Genomic DNA, 16977 nt, shown 5'->3' with positions numbered 1-16977 from the left:
TCAGCGCCGGGGATCGATGTGGATCTTCGGGCCGGGACCGGCGCCGGAGGGACGGCGGCCCGCCAGGACGCCGGCGGTGCCGGCCAGGCCCACCGTGGCGGCCACGAGCGGGCGGGCGTCCACCGCGCCACGGGCGTAGGCGGCGATGGCGCCCTCCAGCCCGGCGGAGCCGCCCAGGATGCCGACGGCGGTGACGTCCTTGAGGACCAGCTCGCGCGTGTCGATCGTGGACGGAACGCCGGCCAGCCCGATGCAGACCACGCGCCGGGCGGGCTCCACGAGCCGCGCCGCGAGAGCGGGCAGCCCGGCCGCGTTGGAGGCGTCGACGACGGCGTCCCAGCGCAGTGGCGGAAGCGACGTACGGGTCCAGACGTGCTCGAAGCCCAGCCGGCGGACCGGCGACAGGCTCTCCTGGTCGCGGCCCATCAGATGGACCTCGATCCCCTGCGCGTCCGCGAACAGCGCCACGAGCAGGCCGATCGTGCCCGTCCCGAGGACCAGCAGCCGCTCACCGGGGTCGAGCACGGCGGCGCGGACCGCCCGCAGCGCGTTGCCTCCGGGCTCGACGAGCGCGCCGAGCGCGGGGTCCACGGTGTCCGGCAGGGGATGCAGGGCCGTGGCGGGCACCGCGAGCTGCTCGGCCAGCGCGCCGTGGCGGCCCCGGCTGATGCCGATCTCGGCCAGGCCGGCGCAGACGTGATGGCGGCCGTCGCGGCAGCGCTCGCAACTCCCGCAGCCCAGCATCGTGTCACCCGTGACGCGGCGGCCGAGCCAGCCGCCGTCCACCCCCGGTCCGACGGCGGAGACCCGGCCGCACCACTCGTGGCCGGGGCGCAGCGGGTACCAGGAGCGGCCGGTGCGCAGGTAGCTCATCTCTCCGGTGAACAGCTCGACGTCCGTCCCGCACACGCCGGCCCGCTCGACGTCCACGACCACTTCCCCGGGCGCGGCGGCCGGCGGCTCCACCTCGTGCACGGCGGTCTCACCCGGACCGGTCAGAACCAGCGCGCGCATCGGCGCAGCCCCGGGACGGTGACGTACGGCTGAAAGCTGTCGGAGCCGCGCGGGTGACGTGCGGGGCGAACGTGCGCACCCCGCGTCGCCGGTCTGGTGCCCACCATCTCCTCCAACCCGGTCGAGCGGGGACGCCGGGCGCCTGCGGGACCCGGCCACGTTCCGGACATTAGACCATCGTCCGGAACGCCGCGCCTCGGTTCCGGCGGCGCTGCGGCCCCGCAGGCCTGTCACTACGGCTGGTCGCCGGGCTTGTCGACGACCTCGGTCTCCATGCGTGCGCTCCACGTCAGAGGGGTGCCGGCGGTGACGGTACGCGGCGGGATTCCGGCAAGATGGAGGTCGTACGTGCGATCGGCGACGCTTTCGCGGTATGTGCCCAGGAGCCGGTAGTCCTGAGCGCTCACGATGATCTCGGAGCGCACCCACGTTCCCGTGTAGACGAATGCGATTCCGTGGCGGCCCGCCGCGTCGACCGCGTCCTGCTTGACGCTGGTTCCCTCAATCGTGGGCAGCGCCCGGAACAACGCGGCCCGCACGCCGGGGACCAGCGGCTGCTCGGCCAGTAGCTCGGAGATCCGCTGGAAGATCCGCTCCGCTCTGGTCGCGCTGATGTCGTCGAACTCGGTGACGGGGGTCGCGTCGACCACCGCCCCGACCCTGGCGATCATCTCCTCGGGAGTGACCGGTGCCCGGGCCAGGTCCTCGGCCGTCACGCCGGCGCCGGCCTTCTCGATGACGATCTTGCCGGTGCCGTCGTCGAGCGCGGTCTGCTTGCCGTCCAGGCTGTGCCACGTCTCCAGAGTCATCCGCTTGTCGCGATCCACCTCGGGGTCCGGTTCCTTGACGGGAGCGATGATCTGCTTCACATAGAGCCACCGGCCCGACGAAGGAGTGGTCGTGTACGGGTCGGTCTCGGCACGTTCGGCGGCCTTGTCGCCGAGATCCCGGACACTGGCGACCGGGGCCGTCGCAGGGGGTTCGCCCGCGCGGGTCAAGAGGACACCGGAGGCGACGGCCACCGCGACCGATGCGGCCAGCGCCAGCCGCCAGGCCAGGCGCGGCCTGCGCCGCGGCGGCGGGGAAACCGAACCGCGCGCGTCCGGCTCGCGCATCGCCACCTGCAACCGAGCGCGCGCCGACTCTCTCGCCTCGCTGGTGATCGGCGGGGTGGCGTGGAGGAACTGTCCGAACTCGTTCATCATGTGTCCTGTCTCGTCTCATGGCCGGTGCCGAGGGCGGCTTTCGCCTTCTTGCGGGCCCGGTGCAGGCGCGAGCGCACGGTCCCGACCGGGATGCCGAGTGCCTCGGCCACCTCCTCGTAGGCCAGTTCTCCCAACGCCACCAGCAGCAGCACGTCGCGATCACCCCTGGACAGGCCCGTCAGCGCCCCTGCCAGCCGGCGGTCCTCCTTCTGCGCGGCGACGCGGCCGATCACCGCGTCGGCCATCGGTTCCGCCGGCGGCTCCGCTCCGGTACGTGACAGCGCCCGCAGGAAGCGCTCCTCGTCGCGCCGATGCCGGGCGATGAGGTTGGTCGCGATGCCGTACAACCACGGCCGGGCCAGCGGCTGCGCGTGGTCGTAGGCCGCGCGGCAGCGGAAGGCGGTCAGGAACGTCTCCGCCACGACGTCGTCGGCCGCCTGCACGCCCAGCCGCCGGGCGACATAGCGGTGGATCTGCTCGACGTAGCGGTCGAACAGCCCGGCGAACTGCTCGGGATCGTCGATCGACCGGCGAATGAGGTCGGCGTCGTCCGCCTCGACCATCTCCTCCGGTGGTGTTCGTGTCATGCCTGCTGTTTCCCGATGGGGTGAATCGAGTTCTCGGCGGCCTCAACCTTGCCGTATGACCAGGCCGTCTGCTTCCTGACGTGCTGGGCATGAGACCTGTGAAGCCTGTCCTAGGTCGTGGGGCGAGGGGTCGTGAGGTGAGGGGAGCACGGGTCCACGGGGCGACGGGGTGACCGGCAGGTCGAGGAGGAGTCATGGGCATCGATGAGCTGAGGGCGCGACAGGTGATGAGCCGCGTCCTGGTGGCCGTCCGTCCCGGCGAGTCGCCGCTGATGGCCTGGGAGCTGATGCGCCGCGCCGGCGTGCATCACCTCCCCGTCGTGGAGAAGGACGACGTATGGGGCGTCCTGTCGCGTGAGGACCTGGCTGCGTCCTGGTCGTGCAGCTTGCAGGAGCAGTCGGAGCGGCACGTGGGCGACCTGCTGGCGCGGGACCGCAGGCCCCGCGTCTGCCCTGACACGCCGCTGACGCGGGTCGCCGCCGTCATGCTGGACGCGGGGTGCGATGCCGTCCCGGTGGTGTCCACCGGCGGCCTGGCCGGGCTCATCACCGCCAGGGACATGCTGAGGGCCGTGGCGGGCCGGGTCCATCAGGACGAGCCCCAGCCCGGCGAGGTGGTCACGGGCACGTTCCGCCTGGAGCCCGTGTCGCCGGCCCGGGGCTGAGCCCGGCGGGTGCGGACGGGACCGGAGTGACGTGCGACGAAAGGAGCACAGATCATGATCATCGTAGGAGTGGACGGATCCATGGCCTCACGAGCCGCCGTGGAATGGGCGGCCGACGACGCCTTCCGCATGCGGGTGCCGCTGCGGATCGTGCACGCGGTGGATCCGGGGCCGTACGCGATCGGCAGGTACTCGAAGATCGCCCTGCCCGAGCTGCTGTGGAGCGAGGGCCGCAGCATCTTGACCGAGGCGGAGGCGCTCGTCCGCGAGCGCCGGCCCGCCGTCGAGGTCACCACCCGGGTCGTCGAGGGCGGACCCGCCGTGGTCCTGCGCGAGCAGGCCGAGGACGCCACCGAGGTCGTGATGGGCAGCCGCGGCCTCGGCGGGTTCGCCGGCGCCCTGCTCGGCTCGGTCAGCACGCACGTGGCCGGGCATGCCCGCTGCCCCGTCGTGGTCCTGCGCGGCGAGAGCCGCCCGGCACGCGGGGAGGTCGTCGTGGGGGTGGACGACGCACCCCAGAACGAGCCCGCGCTCGCCTACGCCTTCCGGCAGGCGGAGCTGCGCGACGCCGCCCTCCGCGCGGTGCACGCCTGGCAACTGCCGGTGCACGCGTACGCACCGGTGATCGACTACGACATGGACCAGATCCGTACGGCGCAACACCAGGTCGTACGCGACCGGCTGGCGGCCCTCGCCCAAAGTCATCCCGAGGTGAAGATCATCGAGGACACCCGGTCCACGCACCCCGTGGACGCGCTCACCGGCGCGTCAGAGAACGCGGACCTGCTGGTGGTCGGCTCGCACGGACGCGGCATCCTGGGCTCGATGCTGCTCGGCTCCGTCAGCCGGGGCGTCCTGCACCACGCCCGGTGCCCGGTGGCGGTGGTACGCGCCTGACCAGCGCGAGTGCCGCATCACCCGGGCTCCCGCGTCCCCGAAGCGCCGTCCCCGTGGTCCATCACGAACCGGGCGCGCAGGCTCGCCGCCGCACCGGGGAGGAGGTCAACCGCCGGCGACCTCGCGTACGACCCGTACGAACTCGCCCAGCAGCGGGTTGACCGTGCCCTTCGGCCACGCCGGCGCGATCCGGAGCGGGTGGGCCACGATCGCGCCGTACAACGCGAGCAAGCACGCCGTCGCGTCGCTGACCAAGGCGGCGGCCCTGGAGTACGCGGCCGACGGCATCCGGGTGAACGCGCTGGCGCCGGGCGCCGTGGACACGCCCATGTTGCGGCGTGCGGCCGAGGCGTTCGGGGTGACGTACGAGCAGATAGCCCAGGACTATCCGATCAGGCGGATCGTCGCCGCCGAGGAGATTGCCAGAGTCGTCATGTTCCTCGCCTCGGACGATGCGAGCCCGGTCGTGGGCCACGACGTCGACGCCACCGGCGGTTATCTCGCCGGCTAGGACGAACGCCTCCCCGCGGTGGCACATGCCCTCTTGCGGCATGGTACCTCCCCGCATATCGTCCCGATGTATCAGGTCGATATATCAGTTCGATGGACAGCACGGGAGTCGCTGTGAGACGGATCGACTACGATAAGGAGCAGTACCAGGACTACGCGCGCGGCCGGGCGCTGTCCGGGCCGGAGCTGCGTACCTGGATCGCGGCCTTCGCGGCGGCGCTGCCCGCACGGCGTCCGCTGACGGGACTCGACGTCGGCTCAGGCACCGGCAGGTTCACCCCCGCGCTGGCGCGGACGTTCGGCCCGGTCACCGGCGTCGAGCCGGCGGACCGCATGCGCGAGATCGCGCAGGCGCGGTCCCCGCATCCCGAGGTGCGCTATCTGGCCGGCTCCGCCGAGGACCTGCCGGTGCCGTCAAGCAGCGCCGACTACGCTCTGCTGTTCCTGTCCTGGCACCACGTCCAGGACAAGCCGCGGGCGGTCGTGGAGCTGGGCCGGGTGATCAGGCCGGGCGGGCGGCTGCTCCTGCGCGCCAATTTCAGCGACCACCATCCCAGGCCGTGGTGGCTGGAGCACTTCCCCCGCGGTTTCGAGGTGGACGCCGCGCTGTTCCAGCCGCTGCACGAGGTCATCGAGATGTTCACCTCGGACGGATGGCGCGTCGCCGGCTTCCGTACGGTGACCGTGCCGTCCCACGGCACCTGCGGTGACATGCTCGAACGGCTGCGCCTGCGCACCCTGTCGTTCTTCGCCCAGCTCAGCCCCGACGAGCTGGAGGAGGGTTTTCGCCGCCTGGAGCGGTTCGTCGCCGCGGATCCCGGCGCGCCGGCACCCGAGCTCTCCGAGCCACTGCTCACGCTCGAACGGCCGTAGCCCGGCGCTGCCCGTCCCCGGACGGGGGCGGCCCGGCGCGGTGCCCGTCCCCGGACGGGGGCGGCCCGGTGCTCGCGGTTCTGGGTTATTTCTTCCGACTTATTGACGTAATTCACGTGTCTTCGGCAGACTTCCCGCATGCTGCACATCGGCGGCCCTCCCGCGCGGCCACGGCACGAAGGGACCGCGTCCCCGGGCCGCCACGCGGCGACCGGCCGCCGGGCAGAGGCCGACGTGAGAGGACATGACCGATGACCGACGCCGACGACGCATCGCACGTGGACCGGAGGTTCCTGCTGGCCGGAGCCGCGGGCGTACTGGGGACGGCTGCACTGCCCGCGAGCGCGGAGGCCGCCTCCACGCGCAGGCACCCGCCCAACTGGCCCGACCTCGAGCCCTACGGCCTCGCCGACACCCGCCAGGACCTGTGGCCGCGCCCGGACAACTCCTTCCTGCTCCCCCTCGAACTGCGCCCCCGCGACAGGGAGCTCGGACGGGTCTGGATGCGGGACACCTACGTGAACTGCTTCGTCGTCGACGGCCGTCCGGTCTACGTCGCCACCGGCACCACCCGGGCGGCCGGTGAGCAGGGGCCGGCCCCATGGAACGACGGCATCTTCGTCTGGGTGGCCTCCGACCTGCGGGGGCCGTGGAGGCTGGCCGACACCACGCGCGTCCGGCCCGGCGCCGAGAAGGGCAAGGTGTGGTCGCCCGAGTTCGCCGGAGAGAACCGGCCGGGACGCATGGTGGTCGCCCCGTGGCAGGAGTACTGGCACGACGAGCGGTTCGGCAAGCGCTCCGCGGCCTGGGCCCCGGAGGTGCACCACGTCCGCGGCAGGTGGTACATCGTGGCGTGCATGGGCGACCACTCCCGCAAGGTCGGCTCGTTCCTGCTCGTGAGCGAGGGCGGGGTCGAGGGGCCGTACCGGCTGGTGGAGGGCAACCACGACAAGCCCTTCGGCGACTCCTTCACCGGCGGGCCCGACTTCATCGAGCCGGGCGCGTACCACCACATCGACGGAAGCATCTACACCGAGGGCCGCGACGCCTGGCTGGTGCTGCACAACCACCTGTACGCCAAGTTCAGGGACGACATGGAGGACATCGTCCCGGTGACCGGCCTGCCGCAATTCCGGCAGACGCCGTACACGCCCGAGCCGTACCTCGAAGGCGCGTACGTGTTCAAGCACGCGGGGAAGTACTTCCTGCTGCACGCCGCCTGGAACCGCAGGTCGGCCAACCCCGACGGCAGCACCCGCCACGCCTACGAGCCGGCCGGCGAGGGCCGCGAACAGTACCACTACGACGCGGTCGTCGCCGTCTCCGACCGCTTCGAGGGTCCCTATTCGCGACGGTGGACCATGGGCGTCGGCGCCGGCCACAACAACATCTTCAAGGACCATCGCGGAGGGCTCTGGGCGACGTTCTTCCGCAACCCGCGTTTCGGCTACTGGGCCGACCCCGCCCGCAGGGACGAGGCCGCCGTGGCCGGGGTCGTCCGGCTGGAATGGACCGGCCCGCGTGGCCACCGCCTGTACGTCCAGCGCCGCGGCCACCGCTGACCCGGCCGCCGGGCGTGATCCGGCGGCTCGTTGATCACGCGCGCGTATCAGGTGTGCCCGCGCTCTTGCCCCGGTCCCACCGGGCCACCGATGGTGTGATGGTCGGGGAAGGAGAGCAGGCATGCGAGGGCCGCTGGTCGTCAAGCGGGCGCTCGGCGAACCGCTGCTCCTCCTGGCCGCGTTCTGCTCGATCCTGCTGACGACGACCGCGCTGGTGGCGCTGACGATGTACGCCTCCGCCATCGCCGGCGCGGGCGTGCGCAGAGCGATGGAGACGGCCTCGTACGGGCAGACGACCACCACGATCAGCGCCCAGGTCGACGCCGAGACCTTCCCGCGCTACGACCGGACGGTGCGCGGCGAGCTGGCCGCGGCCTACGGAGCGCCTCCGGCCGTCACCACCAGCCTGCGCTCGGACTCGTACGTCATGCCGGGACAGGACGGCGAGGAACTGCCGGAGCTGCTGCGGTTCGGCAGTCATGACGGGCTCGACCGGCACGCCAGGCCGGTCGAGGGCAGGTGGCCGAGGAGCGGCGGGCAGGTCGTCGAGGCGGCGATCTCGGAGCAGGCGGCCGAAGCCACCGGGTTCGAGCCGGGCGGGGAGTTCGTCACGAAGGAGCGGCTCGACGGCGACCCGGTGCGGGTCCGCGTCGTGGGCGTCTTCCGGCTCGACGACCCCGTGGCAGAGCGCTGGGCCGGCGAGGAGCTGCTGAGCCGGGGCGTGGAGCGCGGCGAGTACACCACGTACGGGCCGCTGATGGTGGCCAAGGAGACGTTCGTCGCGCGCTTCGCCACCGGGGTGCGGGCGCTGTGGACGGCCGAGCCGGAGCTCGGCGCGTTGACGCCCGAGCGGCTGCGCCCGCTGGCCGAGGCCGTGAGCCGGGTGGGGGAGCGGCTGGCGGAGGCCGGCTGCGCGAACTGCCTGACCGCCGGAGACCTGCCCGAGCTGCTCACCCAGCTCGCCACCGCGTCCCTGGTGGCCCGCTCCACGATGCTGATCCCGGTGCTGCAGCTGCTGCTGCTGGCCGGGTACGCGCTGATGCTGACCGCGCGGCTGCTCGCCGACCACCGGCGCATGGAGGTGGCACTGCTGCGCTCGCGTGGGGCCGGCACGGCGCGGCTGGCGGCGCTGGCGGGCGGTGAGGCGCTGCTGGTGGCGGTGCCGTGCGCGATCATCGCGCCGTTCCTGGGCCCGCCGCTGCTCGCGCTGATCGGCATGCTGCCCTGGATCCGTGACTCGGGAGTACGGCTGGCGCCGCAGGCCGACGCGGCCGCGTTCCTCGTCTCGTCCGGGGTCGCGCTGGCCGCGGCCGTGCTGCTGGCGCTGCCGGCGGTGGCGGGGGCGCGGCGCACGTACGTGGAGGAGCAGTCGGCGCGCGGGCGCGGCCGCCGGCGCGGACTGATCCAGGGCGCGGGCGCGGACCTGGCGCTGCTGGCGGTGGCCGCGCTGGCGATCTGGCAGCTCCAGCGCTACGGCGCCCCGGTCACCGCGACGGCGGCGGGCGGGCTCGGCATCGACCCGCTGATCATCTCCGGTCCGGCCCTGGCCCTGCTCGCGGGCGGCCTGCTGGGGCTGCGGCTGGTGCCGCGCGTGTCCCGGCAGGCCGAGCGGCTGACCTCGCGCCTGCCCGGTCTCGCCCCCGCGCTGGGCGCCTGGCAGGTCAGCAGGCGGCCGCTCACGTACGCCGGCCCCGCGCTGCTGCTGACCCTGGCGATCGCGATCGGCGTCGTCTCCATGGCCACCACCTCCACCTGGCAGGCCAGCCAACGCGACCAGGCCGATCACCAGGCGTCCGCCGACCTGCGCCTGTCGGGGCCGCCCGAGGGGCCCGAGCTGGGGGTGCTCGGCCGTGGCACGGCGTTCACGGCGCTGCCCGGCGTCACCGCCGCCTCTCCCGCCTTCCGCGCGCCGACCGGGGTGGGCGGCGAGAGCGCGCTGCTGCTCGCCCTGGACGCGGACCGGTTCGGCGAGGTGTTCCGCCTGCGTCCCGACCTGTCGGCGCGGACGCTCACGCAGTTGTCCGCCGACCTCCGCGGGGACCGGACCGGCGCGCTGGAACTGCCGGGACGGCCGCGCGCCCTCACCGTGCGGGTCGAGTCGCGCGCCGCCGGGCCGGCCCGGCTGGTGCTCTCCGACGGGCTGGGCGTGTGGCACGACCTGCCGCTCGGGGACCTGCGGAAGGGCGGCAACCGGATCGAGCTCGACCTGGCCCCGACGACCGGGCGCACCGGCACGATCACCTATCCGCTGTCGGTACGCGGCCTCGTGGCCGGGGACCAGGCAGGGGAACAGCCGGGGGACCAGGCTGGGGAGCAGGCCGATGAGCAGGCCGATGAGCAGGACGGTTTGCGGCTGACCGGGCTCAGCGCGGACGGCCGGGAGGTGTCCGTGACCGGGGCAGCCGAAGGCCCGCGAGGCGTGATCGCCTTCCGGCCGCCGGGAGAGCCCGGGCCGCCAGGAGAGCCCGGATCGCCGGGAGAGCCCGCGTCGCCGGGGGAGCCAGGGGCGCCGGGGGAGCGCAGGGCGTCCGGCGCGCCAGGGCCGCTGCCCGTGGTGCTCACGCCGGGCCTGGCCGCCACGCTCAAGCTGGACGCCGGGGAGAGCGGCACGGTCCGCATCTCCGGGCACGTCACGCGGATCCGGGTGGCCGGCATCGTGACGAGCATGCCGACGAGCGATCCCGGCGGGCAGGCCGTGCTCGCCGACTGGGAGACGCTGCAGGCGTACGAGCTGGCCGCGGCGCGACCGTCCAGGCCCGCCACGGAATGGTGGCTCGCCGCCGCCGACACCGCGCCCGCGCGCGAGATCCTGCGCCGCAACCCCCAATGGGACGTGACCGCGGTCGACCGGCGGGAGCTGGCGGCCAAGCTGCGTGACGATCCGCTGGCCGGCGCGCTACAGGGGGCTCTGACCCTGGCGTTCGCCGCGGCGCTGGGCTTCGCGGTGCTCGGGTTCCTGGTGAACGCCGTGGTCGCCGCGCGGCAGCGGAGGGCCGAGTTCGCCGTGCTGCGGGCGCTGGGCACCGGCCCGCGCCAGGTGTTCGGGATGCTGGCGACGGAGCAGGCGTTCGTCATCGGCCTGTCGCTCGTGGCCGGCACCGGGCTCGCCGTGGTCGTCGGGAACCTCGTGGTCCCGCGCGTCGTGCTGACCGGGCAGGCGTCGGCGGTCACGCCCGGCGTGCTGTTCCATATCCCGTGGGCGGCCGTCGCGGCGATGCTGGCCTCGGTGGCGGCGGTGCTCGTCGCGATCGTCGCCGTGCTGGCCCGGCGCATGTGGCGGGGACAGATCGTGGAGGAGCGGTGAGGATCCCCCTGAACGTCCGGGCGCACGCGGGCACGTCGGCGCTGCTCGTCGTGCTGACGGCGGTCGCCTGCCTGCTCGTCGCCGGGCTGCCGAGGACGATGCAGGCGTCGTTCGACGAGGCGCTGCGCCGGTCGCTGGCGGGGACCGTCGCGGTGCGTACCGACCTGACCGTCACCGCGGCTCCCGCCAGGCCCGCCGGTGAGCTGCACTCACGCGCGGAGTTCGAGGACGCGGGCGGACAGTGGCGCCGGCTCCTCCCGGCGGCGCTGCGGCCCCTGGCCGGGCGGGGCGGCCACATCAGCGCCAAGACCTCCCGCACGCCCGTCGACGAGGCGGTCGGGCCGCGCCGCACCTTCGTCAACCTCGGCTGGCTGTCCGACGCCGGCCGGCGCGTGGACTGGGTACGGGGACGCCCGCCCGGCAAGCCCTCCACCATGCGCTACCGCGGCGCGACCATCCCGGTCATCGAGGTGGGCGTCGTGGAGGAGGCCGTGACCAGGATGGGCCTGGACGTCGGCCAGGCCAGGATGCTGGGGGAGAGCGTGCACACCGCCGCGAGGATCGTCGGCGTGTTCCGGCCGAAGGACCCGGCCGACCGCTCCTGGAGCCACGACGCCGACGTCCTGCACGTCAGCCGGGTCGTGCCGGCGGACGGGCCGGAGGAGTTCCACACCACGACGCTGATGTCGGACGACGGGCTGAGCGCGCTCACCGGCAAGGCGCGCACCCTGGCCTACCGCTGGGTCCTTCCCCTCGACGGGAGGGCCGCGAGCGCTGTCGGCGCGCCACGCGCCGAAGCCGCGGTCGCCGAGTTCCGGCGGCAGGTCGACGTCCAGGGGACGGGCGACATCAGCTACCGCGTGGTCACCGGGCTGCCCCAGCTGCTCGCCGGCTTCCTGACCAAGCTGTCGGCCGCGCGGACCGTCATGTACCTCGTGCTCGGCGGCCTGCTGTCGGTGGCGCTCGGCGTAATCGTGCTCGGTGTGCGGCTGATGACCGACCGGCTGGAGCGCACGATCGCCCTGGCCCGGGCGCGCGGTGCCGCGCTGTGGCAGGTGGCGGCGGCCGGCGCCACCGTGACCGCGTTCACGGTAGGGCCCGCGGCCCTGGCCGGGTACGCCCTGTCGTTCCTGCTGCCGGGTCCCGTGCCGCCGATCGTGCACCTCGGGCCGGCGGTCGTGGTCGTCACCGCCGTGTCCTTCGCCGTGGCACGCCTGGTGCTCGTCCACCGTGCGCCGCTGCGGGAGCGGCGGAGCGACCTGGTCAGGCCGTCCGCGCGGCGGTTGACGGCGGAGGCGCTGGTCGTCGTGCTCGCGCTGACGGGGGCGTACCTGTCGCGGACCCGTGGGCCGGCCGGCACCGCCGCGCAGGATCCGTTCCTGCTGGTGATCCCGGTCGCGCTGGCGATGGCGGCCGCGCTGATCACGTTGCGGTGCTACCCGTACCTGCTGCGGCTGCTGGTCCGGCTGGCCGCGCGGAGGCGAGCGGCCGTGCCGTTCCTGGGGCTGGCCGGGGCGGCCAGAGGGCGGTCGGCGGCCGCGCTCGCGATGCTGGTCCTGCTGCCCGCGCTGAGCCTGTCGGTGTTCGCCGCGGTCGTCCACGACGGGATCACCACCACGCAGCGGCTCGCGTCCTGGCAGGAGGTGGGCGCGCCGATCAAGCTGACGTCGGCCGCGGACATCCCGCCAGACCTCGTCGAGCGGGTACGCCGGGCGCCCGGCGTCGAGCAGGTGGCGCCCGCGCTGACGGGCCGGGTGCAGATCAGGACCACGGGGGAGCAGCCGTACGCCGTCGCCGTCGACCTTGGTCAGTGGCGGCGGGTCAACGAGGACGCGCCCATCGGCCTGCCCGCGCCGTCCGGGGACACGTCCGCGCTGCTCTCGCCCGCCCTGGGTGACCGGGGCGCCTTCGAGATCATGTGGCTGTCGCCGGTACGGCTCACCACCCAGGGGATCATCGACGCGGTGCCCGGCTTCCACTCCGGCGGGCAGTTCCTCCTCGTGCCGCGCGCGGTGCTGCCCTGGCCCGCCGCCAACACGTTGCTGATCAAGGGCGACATCACGCCCGCCGAGCTGGCGCGGCTGGTGCCGTCGGCCACCGTGGAGACGCAGGAGGCCGCGCTGGCCGCCGTCCAGGCCGACCCGCTCACCGGCACGGTCCGCACGACGATGGTCGTCGTGACCGTGGCGCTGGGGGCGTACGCGCTGGTGGCGATCGTCCTGGCGCTGGTCGCCGGGGCCGACGGGAGGGCGAGGGCGGTCTCGCTCCTGCGTACGCTCGGGCTCTCCGACCGGCAGGTCCGGCGGCTGACCCTGCTCGAACTGTTGCCCGTCATCGCCGTCACGGCGCCGGTGGGCCTGGCCCTGGGCCTCGTCCTGCCCGCCGCGCTCGGGCCCGGCGTGGACGTGGCCACGTTCGCCGGTGGCCTGCCGGTGTCCGGCAGCGCGCCGGGGCTGCTCACTCCCGTGGCGCTGGCGGCGGGGCTGGGGGTGTGCGCCGCGCTCGGGGCGTACGTGCACACCGCCATGAGCCGCCGCCGCGAGCCCGGCGCCGTCCTCCGCGTGGACGACCCCTGATCCCGGCACCCGCGCGCGGTCAGGTCGGGGCGGTCACCGGGCGGGCCTTCGCTCGCGCGATGCGTGCCTTGACGTCGCGGAAGTGCAGCCGCATCGCCTCCCTGGCGGCCTCGGGGTCACGGGCGCGCAGGGCCGCGACGATCCGGCGGTGGTTGACGACGATCTCCGCGGTCCGCTCCTCCGGCGGCCCGAGCGTCGGCTCGACCTCGTGGTAGACGTCCCAGAACAGCCCGATGAGCTGCAGCACCAGCTCGTTGCCGCACGACTCGTACAGCAGCGCGTGGAACGCCCGATCGGCTTCGCGGTCGCGGTCCATGCCGGTGACCAGGGCGTCCAGCGCGGCGAGCCGGGTGGGGCTGGTGTCGAGGGCCACCTGGCCGATCAGCCCCGTCTCCAGCAGCTCGCGCACCTCGACCAGGTCGTGCAGCGCGCGGATCCCGCCGCCGTGGCCCGCACGCACCTGGAAGGCGAGCGACGGGCTCAGGACGTCGAGCGACGCGTGCCCGACGAACGTCCCATGTCCGTGCCGGATCTCGACGATGCCCAGCGCCTTCAGCGCGCGTACGGCCTCCCGCACGCTGTTGCGGCTCGCCCCGAGCAGGTCCATCAGCTGCACTTCCGTGGGCATCGGCGCCCCCGGAGCCAGTCCGCGCTCGTGGATCAGGGCGACGATGCGCTCCTGAAGCGACGCGCCGTCACGCGTGGGCATGCTGCCTCCAGGCTCGTCGAAGACCTCGTGTCGAACATCCCACCTCTCGGTCCCCGTGGGCCAGGCGGTGCGGCAGATTTTACGCGCATTACACGGCGCGGCCACCGGGCGCCCGCCGCTCGTTCGCTGCTCGTTCGCGGGCGCCGCCGGGCCGCAGACATAGGATGTCCACGGCGGCGGCGCCCACGATGAGCATGATCAGCCGACGCGGTCGAACAGCAGCCGCAGCCCGAGCTTCCCGCCGATCGGGAGGTTCCGCTCGCGGATCAGGTCCAGCTCGGCGCCGGAGAGCGCGCGCCGGTAGACGCGCACCTCGTCCATCGTCCCGCGGAAGCGGTCCGCGCCGTCGAGCCGCTGCCCGACGTGGATGCCCTCGACCCCGAACTCCTTGCCGAGGGTCACGGAACCGGCCGGCGCCGCCGCCGACGAGACCTCCTCGCCGTCCACCAGGAGCCGCAGCCGGTCGCCCGCCCGCTGGAGCACCACGAAGTGCCACCGCCCGTCGTTGTACGCGCTCGCCGACTGCACGGTCACGTCGTACCGGTCGACGGCGAGGATCGCCCGGATGCGGTTGCTCGCCGGTTCCGCGCGCAACCACACCGCCGGCGGGTTCGTGCCCCTGTCGACCCGGTGGAACCAGAGGATCGTGTGCGCGCCGGTCGTCTCCGAGTACCTGATCCAGGACGTCAGCGTGAAGTCCTTCCCGCCCACGTCGATGGAGTCGTCGAAGGGCACCTCCACCCGGTCGTCCACCCGGTCCAGGGCCAGCCCCTCGCCGAAGCGCCCGTCGGTGGTCTGCGCGCCGCCGCGGACGAACGCCTGGTTGCGGTACGGCGACGTGTCAGGCGTCGTCGGGCCGGGCGCCGGAGGCCCGGGGACGCCGGGCGGGTCCCCGTTCGGCGTCTCCAGGTACGACTCGTTGAAGCGCGCGAACCGGATCTGCTCGTACGGCGAGACGTCGCCGGCCTCGTACATCAGGGCGGCCTCGGCGCCGTCGAGTCGCACCATGTCCGAGTACGCCGACGGCCCCCAGTGGAAGACCTTGCCCTCGTCCCATGTCTCGAAGCGACGGCCCTCGTCGTAGGACGACCGGATCCCCATGGCCTCCCTGGCGCCCGGGTGCATCGGCGAGGAGAAGAGGACGCGCCCCTCGTCGTAGCGCAGCAGCGAGCCCTGGACGTCGGTCGTCGCGAGTTTCGGCATGGTGCGGAACGGCGCGTCCCAGGACTCGCCGCCGTCGCTGCTGGTCGCGTACGCCCTGCTGCCCTCGTCGGTGCCGCGCTCGCGGGCCGAGGCGTAGATCCGCCCGTCGGTGAGCTCGACGACGGTGACCTCCTGGGCGATCATCGTGCCGTCGTCGGAGGACGTCTCGGCGCCGATGTTCCACGTGGCCCCGCTGTCGTCGCTGTAGAGCAGGTGCGTGCCGTAGGCGTGCTCGCCGACCCGGTCCCAGCTCTCGTAACTCGCCCCGACGACCAGCCGGCCGGCGTGCGGGCCGTGTTCGAGCTGGATGCCGTGCATCGGGCCGGTGGCGTACCAGTGGTTCCACTCGGGGCGTTTGCCCTCGGTCATCTCCCTGGCGGCCGACCAGGTCTCCCCGTGGTCGTCGCTGACCTGCACCCAGGGGTCGCGGTCGCAGCCGTCCGGGCACGGCTCGGCGCCGTTGTGGGTGCTCACGAGCACGACCCGCCCGGTGCGCTCGTCCACGATCGGCACCGGGTTGCCGTGGGTCGTGCCGTTCCCCTCCGAGACCACCTGCAGCGGTCCCCAGGTCCGCCCGCCGTCGGCGGACCGGCGCAGCACGAGGTCGATGTCCTCGTCGTCGCCGCAGTCCTTGACCCGCCCCTCGGCGAAGGCCAGGACCGTGCCGTTCGCGGCACGGACGACGGCGGGGATCCGGAAGCAGGCGTATCCGAAGTCGCCCTGCTTGTAGAGCACCTGCTCGTCCACGAACGGTGCGGTGTCGCCGGTCGCGCCGGCTCCGGAGGCGCCCGAGCCGGCCCCTGGGCCGGCCCCTGGGCCGGCCTCCGTCGTCGCTGTCGCCGTCGCCGGTGTGCCGAGCACGGTGGCGAGTAAGCCCGCGAGCACCATGACGGCGCCCGCGCGGCGGCGCCGGGAGCGCCTGGTGCGGCCCTCCGGGAGATAACCATCCTGCATGTCTTGGCCCTTCCTGGCAGGAGAAGGTCTCATTTGAGAGGACATCCTACGTCGGACGTTGGACGTTGAAGAGAGGGTGAACGCAGAATGTTCACCTTCTGAAGGGAAGTCCCTGCCGGATGAGCCCTGACCCGGGCCTCGACGTGCCTCTGATGCGTGCGGACGGCCGGGCCGTGACGATGCGGCCGTGCTCAGCCGAAAGCCGCCTGGGCCAGGGCCATGCAGGCGCTGGCGACCAGCACCGCCAGCACGATCTTCTTGAAGCGTCGCGGGTCCGTCCGCGCGAAGAGCCGATCTCCCAGCCACCAGCCCACGACCATGCCGGGCAGGCCGGCCGCGGTGAGCAGCAGGCTGTCCGCGGTCAGCCGGCCCACGGCCAGGAAACCCAGGAGGGCCAGCGCGTCGCACGCGCAGAACGCCACCTGGAGCGTCGCGCGGAACTCGCGGGGTTCCAGCCCCATCGCCTGGAAGCCCGCCACCAGCGGAGGGCCGTTCATGCCGGTCGAGGTCAGCAGCGCCCCGCTGACGAAACCCGCGGCCGCCGCCGGGCCGGCCCCGCGCCTGACCGTCGCCCCGCGCGCGAGGACGAAGGCGAACGCCAGGACCACGCAGGCGATGAACACCGACAGCGAGCGTGCGCTCATCGCCGTGACCGCGAGCAGGCCGACCGGCATGCCCGCGAGCCCCGCCCCCGTCACCAGGGCCACGGTCCGTCCCACCACGTGGCGCCTCTCCTGGACGCCCATGGCGAGCGCGAGCAGGCATCCCAGGGCCGTCACCACCGTGACGGCGGTCTGGGGTCCCGTCAGAAGCGTCACGAGCGGTACGGCCACGAGGGCGAAGCCGAAGCCGCTCAGGGCCTGGGCGAAGGCCGCCAGTGTCGCGATCAGCGCCACCCCCGCGACGAGCGTCGTCATC

The 16977-nt window shown here is 73.7% G+C and carries 13 protein-coding genes; 7 read left to right on the top strand and 6 right to left on the bottom strand.

Features of this window, described 5'->3' with window-relative positions; genetic code table 11:
- The 3 genes from E1295_RS02285 to E1295_RS02275 all read right to left on the bottom strand — a co-directional run bounded on the left by E1295_RS02285 (position 1) and on the right by E1295_RS02275 (position 2806).
- Positions 1-1014, bottom strand: a complete 1014-nt coding sequence (locus E1295_RS02285) for a zinc-dependent alcohol dehydrogenase (RefSeq protein WP_132627955.1) — start codon at positions 1012-1014, stop codon at positions 1-3.
- A 233-nt stretch (positions 1015-1247) separates the two neighbouring features.
- On the bottom strand, positions 1248-2219 hold the full coding sequence (locus E1295_RS02280) for a CU044_5270 family protein (protein ID WP_132627954.1): 972 nt from the start codon (positions 2217-2219) through the stop codon (positions 1248-1250).
- On the bottom strand, positions 2216-2806 hold the full coding sequence (locus tag E1295_RS02275; protein WP_132627953.1) for an RNA polymerase sigma factor: 591 nt from the start codon (positions 2804-2806) through the stop codon (positions 2216-2218). The genes E1295_RS02280 and E1295_RS02275 overlap by 4 nt, the downstream gene beginning before the upstream one ends.
- 194 nt (positions 2807-3000) lie before the next feature.
- Here E1295_RS02275 and E1295_RS02270 point away from each other — a divergent pair, with 194 nt between their 5' ends.
- From E1295_RS02270 to E1295_RS02240, 7 genes are all read left to right on the top strand, one after another.
- A complete protein-coding gene (locus E1295_RS02270) occupies positions 3001-3471 on the top strand; it encodes a CBS domain-containing protein (protein WP_132627952.1) in 471 nt (156 codons plus the stop codon).
- A 54-nt stretch (positions 3472-3525) separates the two neighbouring features.
- The gene (locus tag E1295_RS02265) at positions 3526-4368 is read left to right on the top strand and encodes a universal stress protein (protein WP_132627951.1); all 843 of its coding nucleotides are present in this window, start codon (positions 3526-3528) and stop codon (positions 4366-4368) included.
- Positions 4369-4531: 163 nt separating this feature from the next.
- Positions 4532-4879 carry an SDR family NAD(P)-dependent oxidoreductase gene (locus E1295_RS02260; protein ID WP_246079791.1) on the top strand — a complete coding sequence of 116 codons (348 nt, stop codon included), beginning with the start codon at positions 4532-4534 and terminating at the stop codon, positions 4877-4879.
- 113 nt (positions 4880-4992) lie between these two features.
- A complete protein-coding gene (locus tag E1295_RS02255) occupies positions 4993-5751 on the top strand; it encodes a class I SAM-dependent methyltransferase (RefSeq protein WP_132627949.1) in 759 nt (252 codons plus the stop codon).
- Positions 5752-6002: 251 nt separating this feature from the next.
- The gene (locus E1295_RS02250) at positions 6003-7313 is read left to right on the top strand and encodes a family 43 glycosylhydrolase (RefSeq protein WP_132627948.1); all 1311 of its coding nucleotides are present in this window, start codon (positions 6003-6005) and stop codon (positions 7311-7313) included.
- Positions 7314-7434: 121 nt separating this feature from the next.
- Positions 7435-10617 (top strand): ABC transporter permease, encoded by a 3183-nt coding sequence (locus E1295_RS02245; RefSeq protein WP_132627947.1) that lies wholly within the window; start codon positions 7435-7437, stop codon positions 10615-10617.
- Complete coding sequence (locus tag E1295_RS02240) at positions 10614-13193, top strand: FtsX-like permease family protein (protein WP_132627946.1); 2580 nt, start codon at positions 10614-10616, stop codon at positions 13191-13193. The genes E1295_RS02245 and E1295_RS02240 overlap by 4 nt, the downstream gene beginning before the upstream one ends.
- A gap of 19 nt (positions 13194-13212) precedes the next feature.
- Here the strand turns inward: E1295_RS02240 and E1295_RS02235 are convergent, their stop codons facing one another.
- From E1295_RS02235 to E1295_RS02225, 3 genes are all read right to left on the bottom strand, one after another.
- Positions 13213-13902 (bottom strand): FadR/GntR family transcriptional regulator, encoded by a 690-nt coding sequence (locus tag E1295_RS02235; protein WP_132627945.1) that lies wholly within the window; start codon positions 13900-13902, stop codon positions 13213-13215.
- Positions 13903-14100: 198 nt separating this feature from the next.
- Positions 14101-16059 carry a sialidase family protein gene (locus tag E1295_RS02230; protein WP_220448506.1) on the bottom strand — a complete coding sequence of 653 codons (1959 nt, stop codon included), beginning with the start codon at positions 16057-16059 and terminating at the stop codon, positions 14101-14103.
- A 191-nt stretch (positions 16060-16250) separates the two neighbouring features.
- Positions 16251-16976 (bottom strand): sulfite exporter TauE/SafE family protein, encoded by a 726-nt coding sequence (locus E1295_RS02225; RefSeq protein ID WP_132627944.1) that lies wholly within the window; start codon positions 16974-16976, stop codon positions 16251-16253.
- Position 16977 lies beyond the last annotated feature (1 nt).

This window comes from Nonomuraea mesophila (assembly GCF_004352805.1).
Taxonomy (GTDB): domain Bacteria; phylum Actinomycetota; class Actinomycetes; order Streptosporangiales; family Streptosporangiaceae; genus Nonomuraea; species Nonomuraea longispora.
Note: the sequence above shows the minus strand (reverse complement) of the source record. Positions and strands in the feature narration are given on the sequence as shown.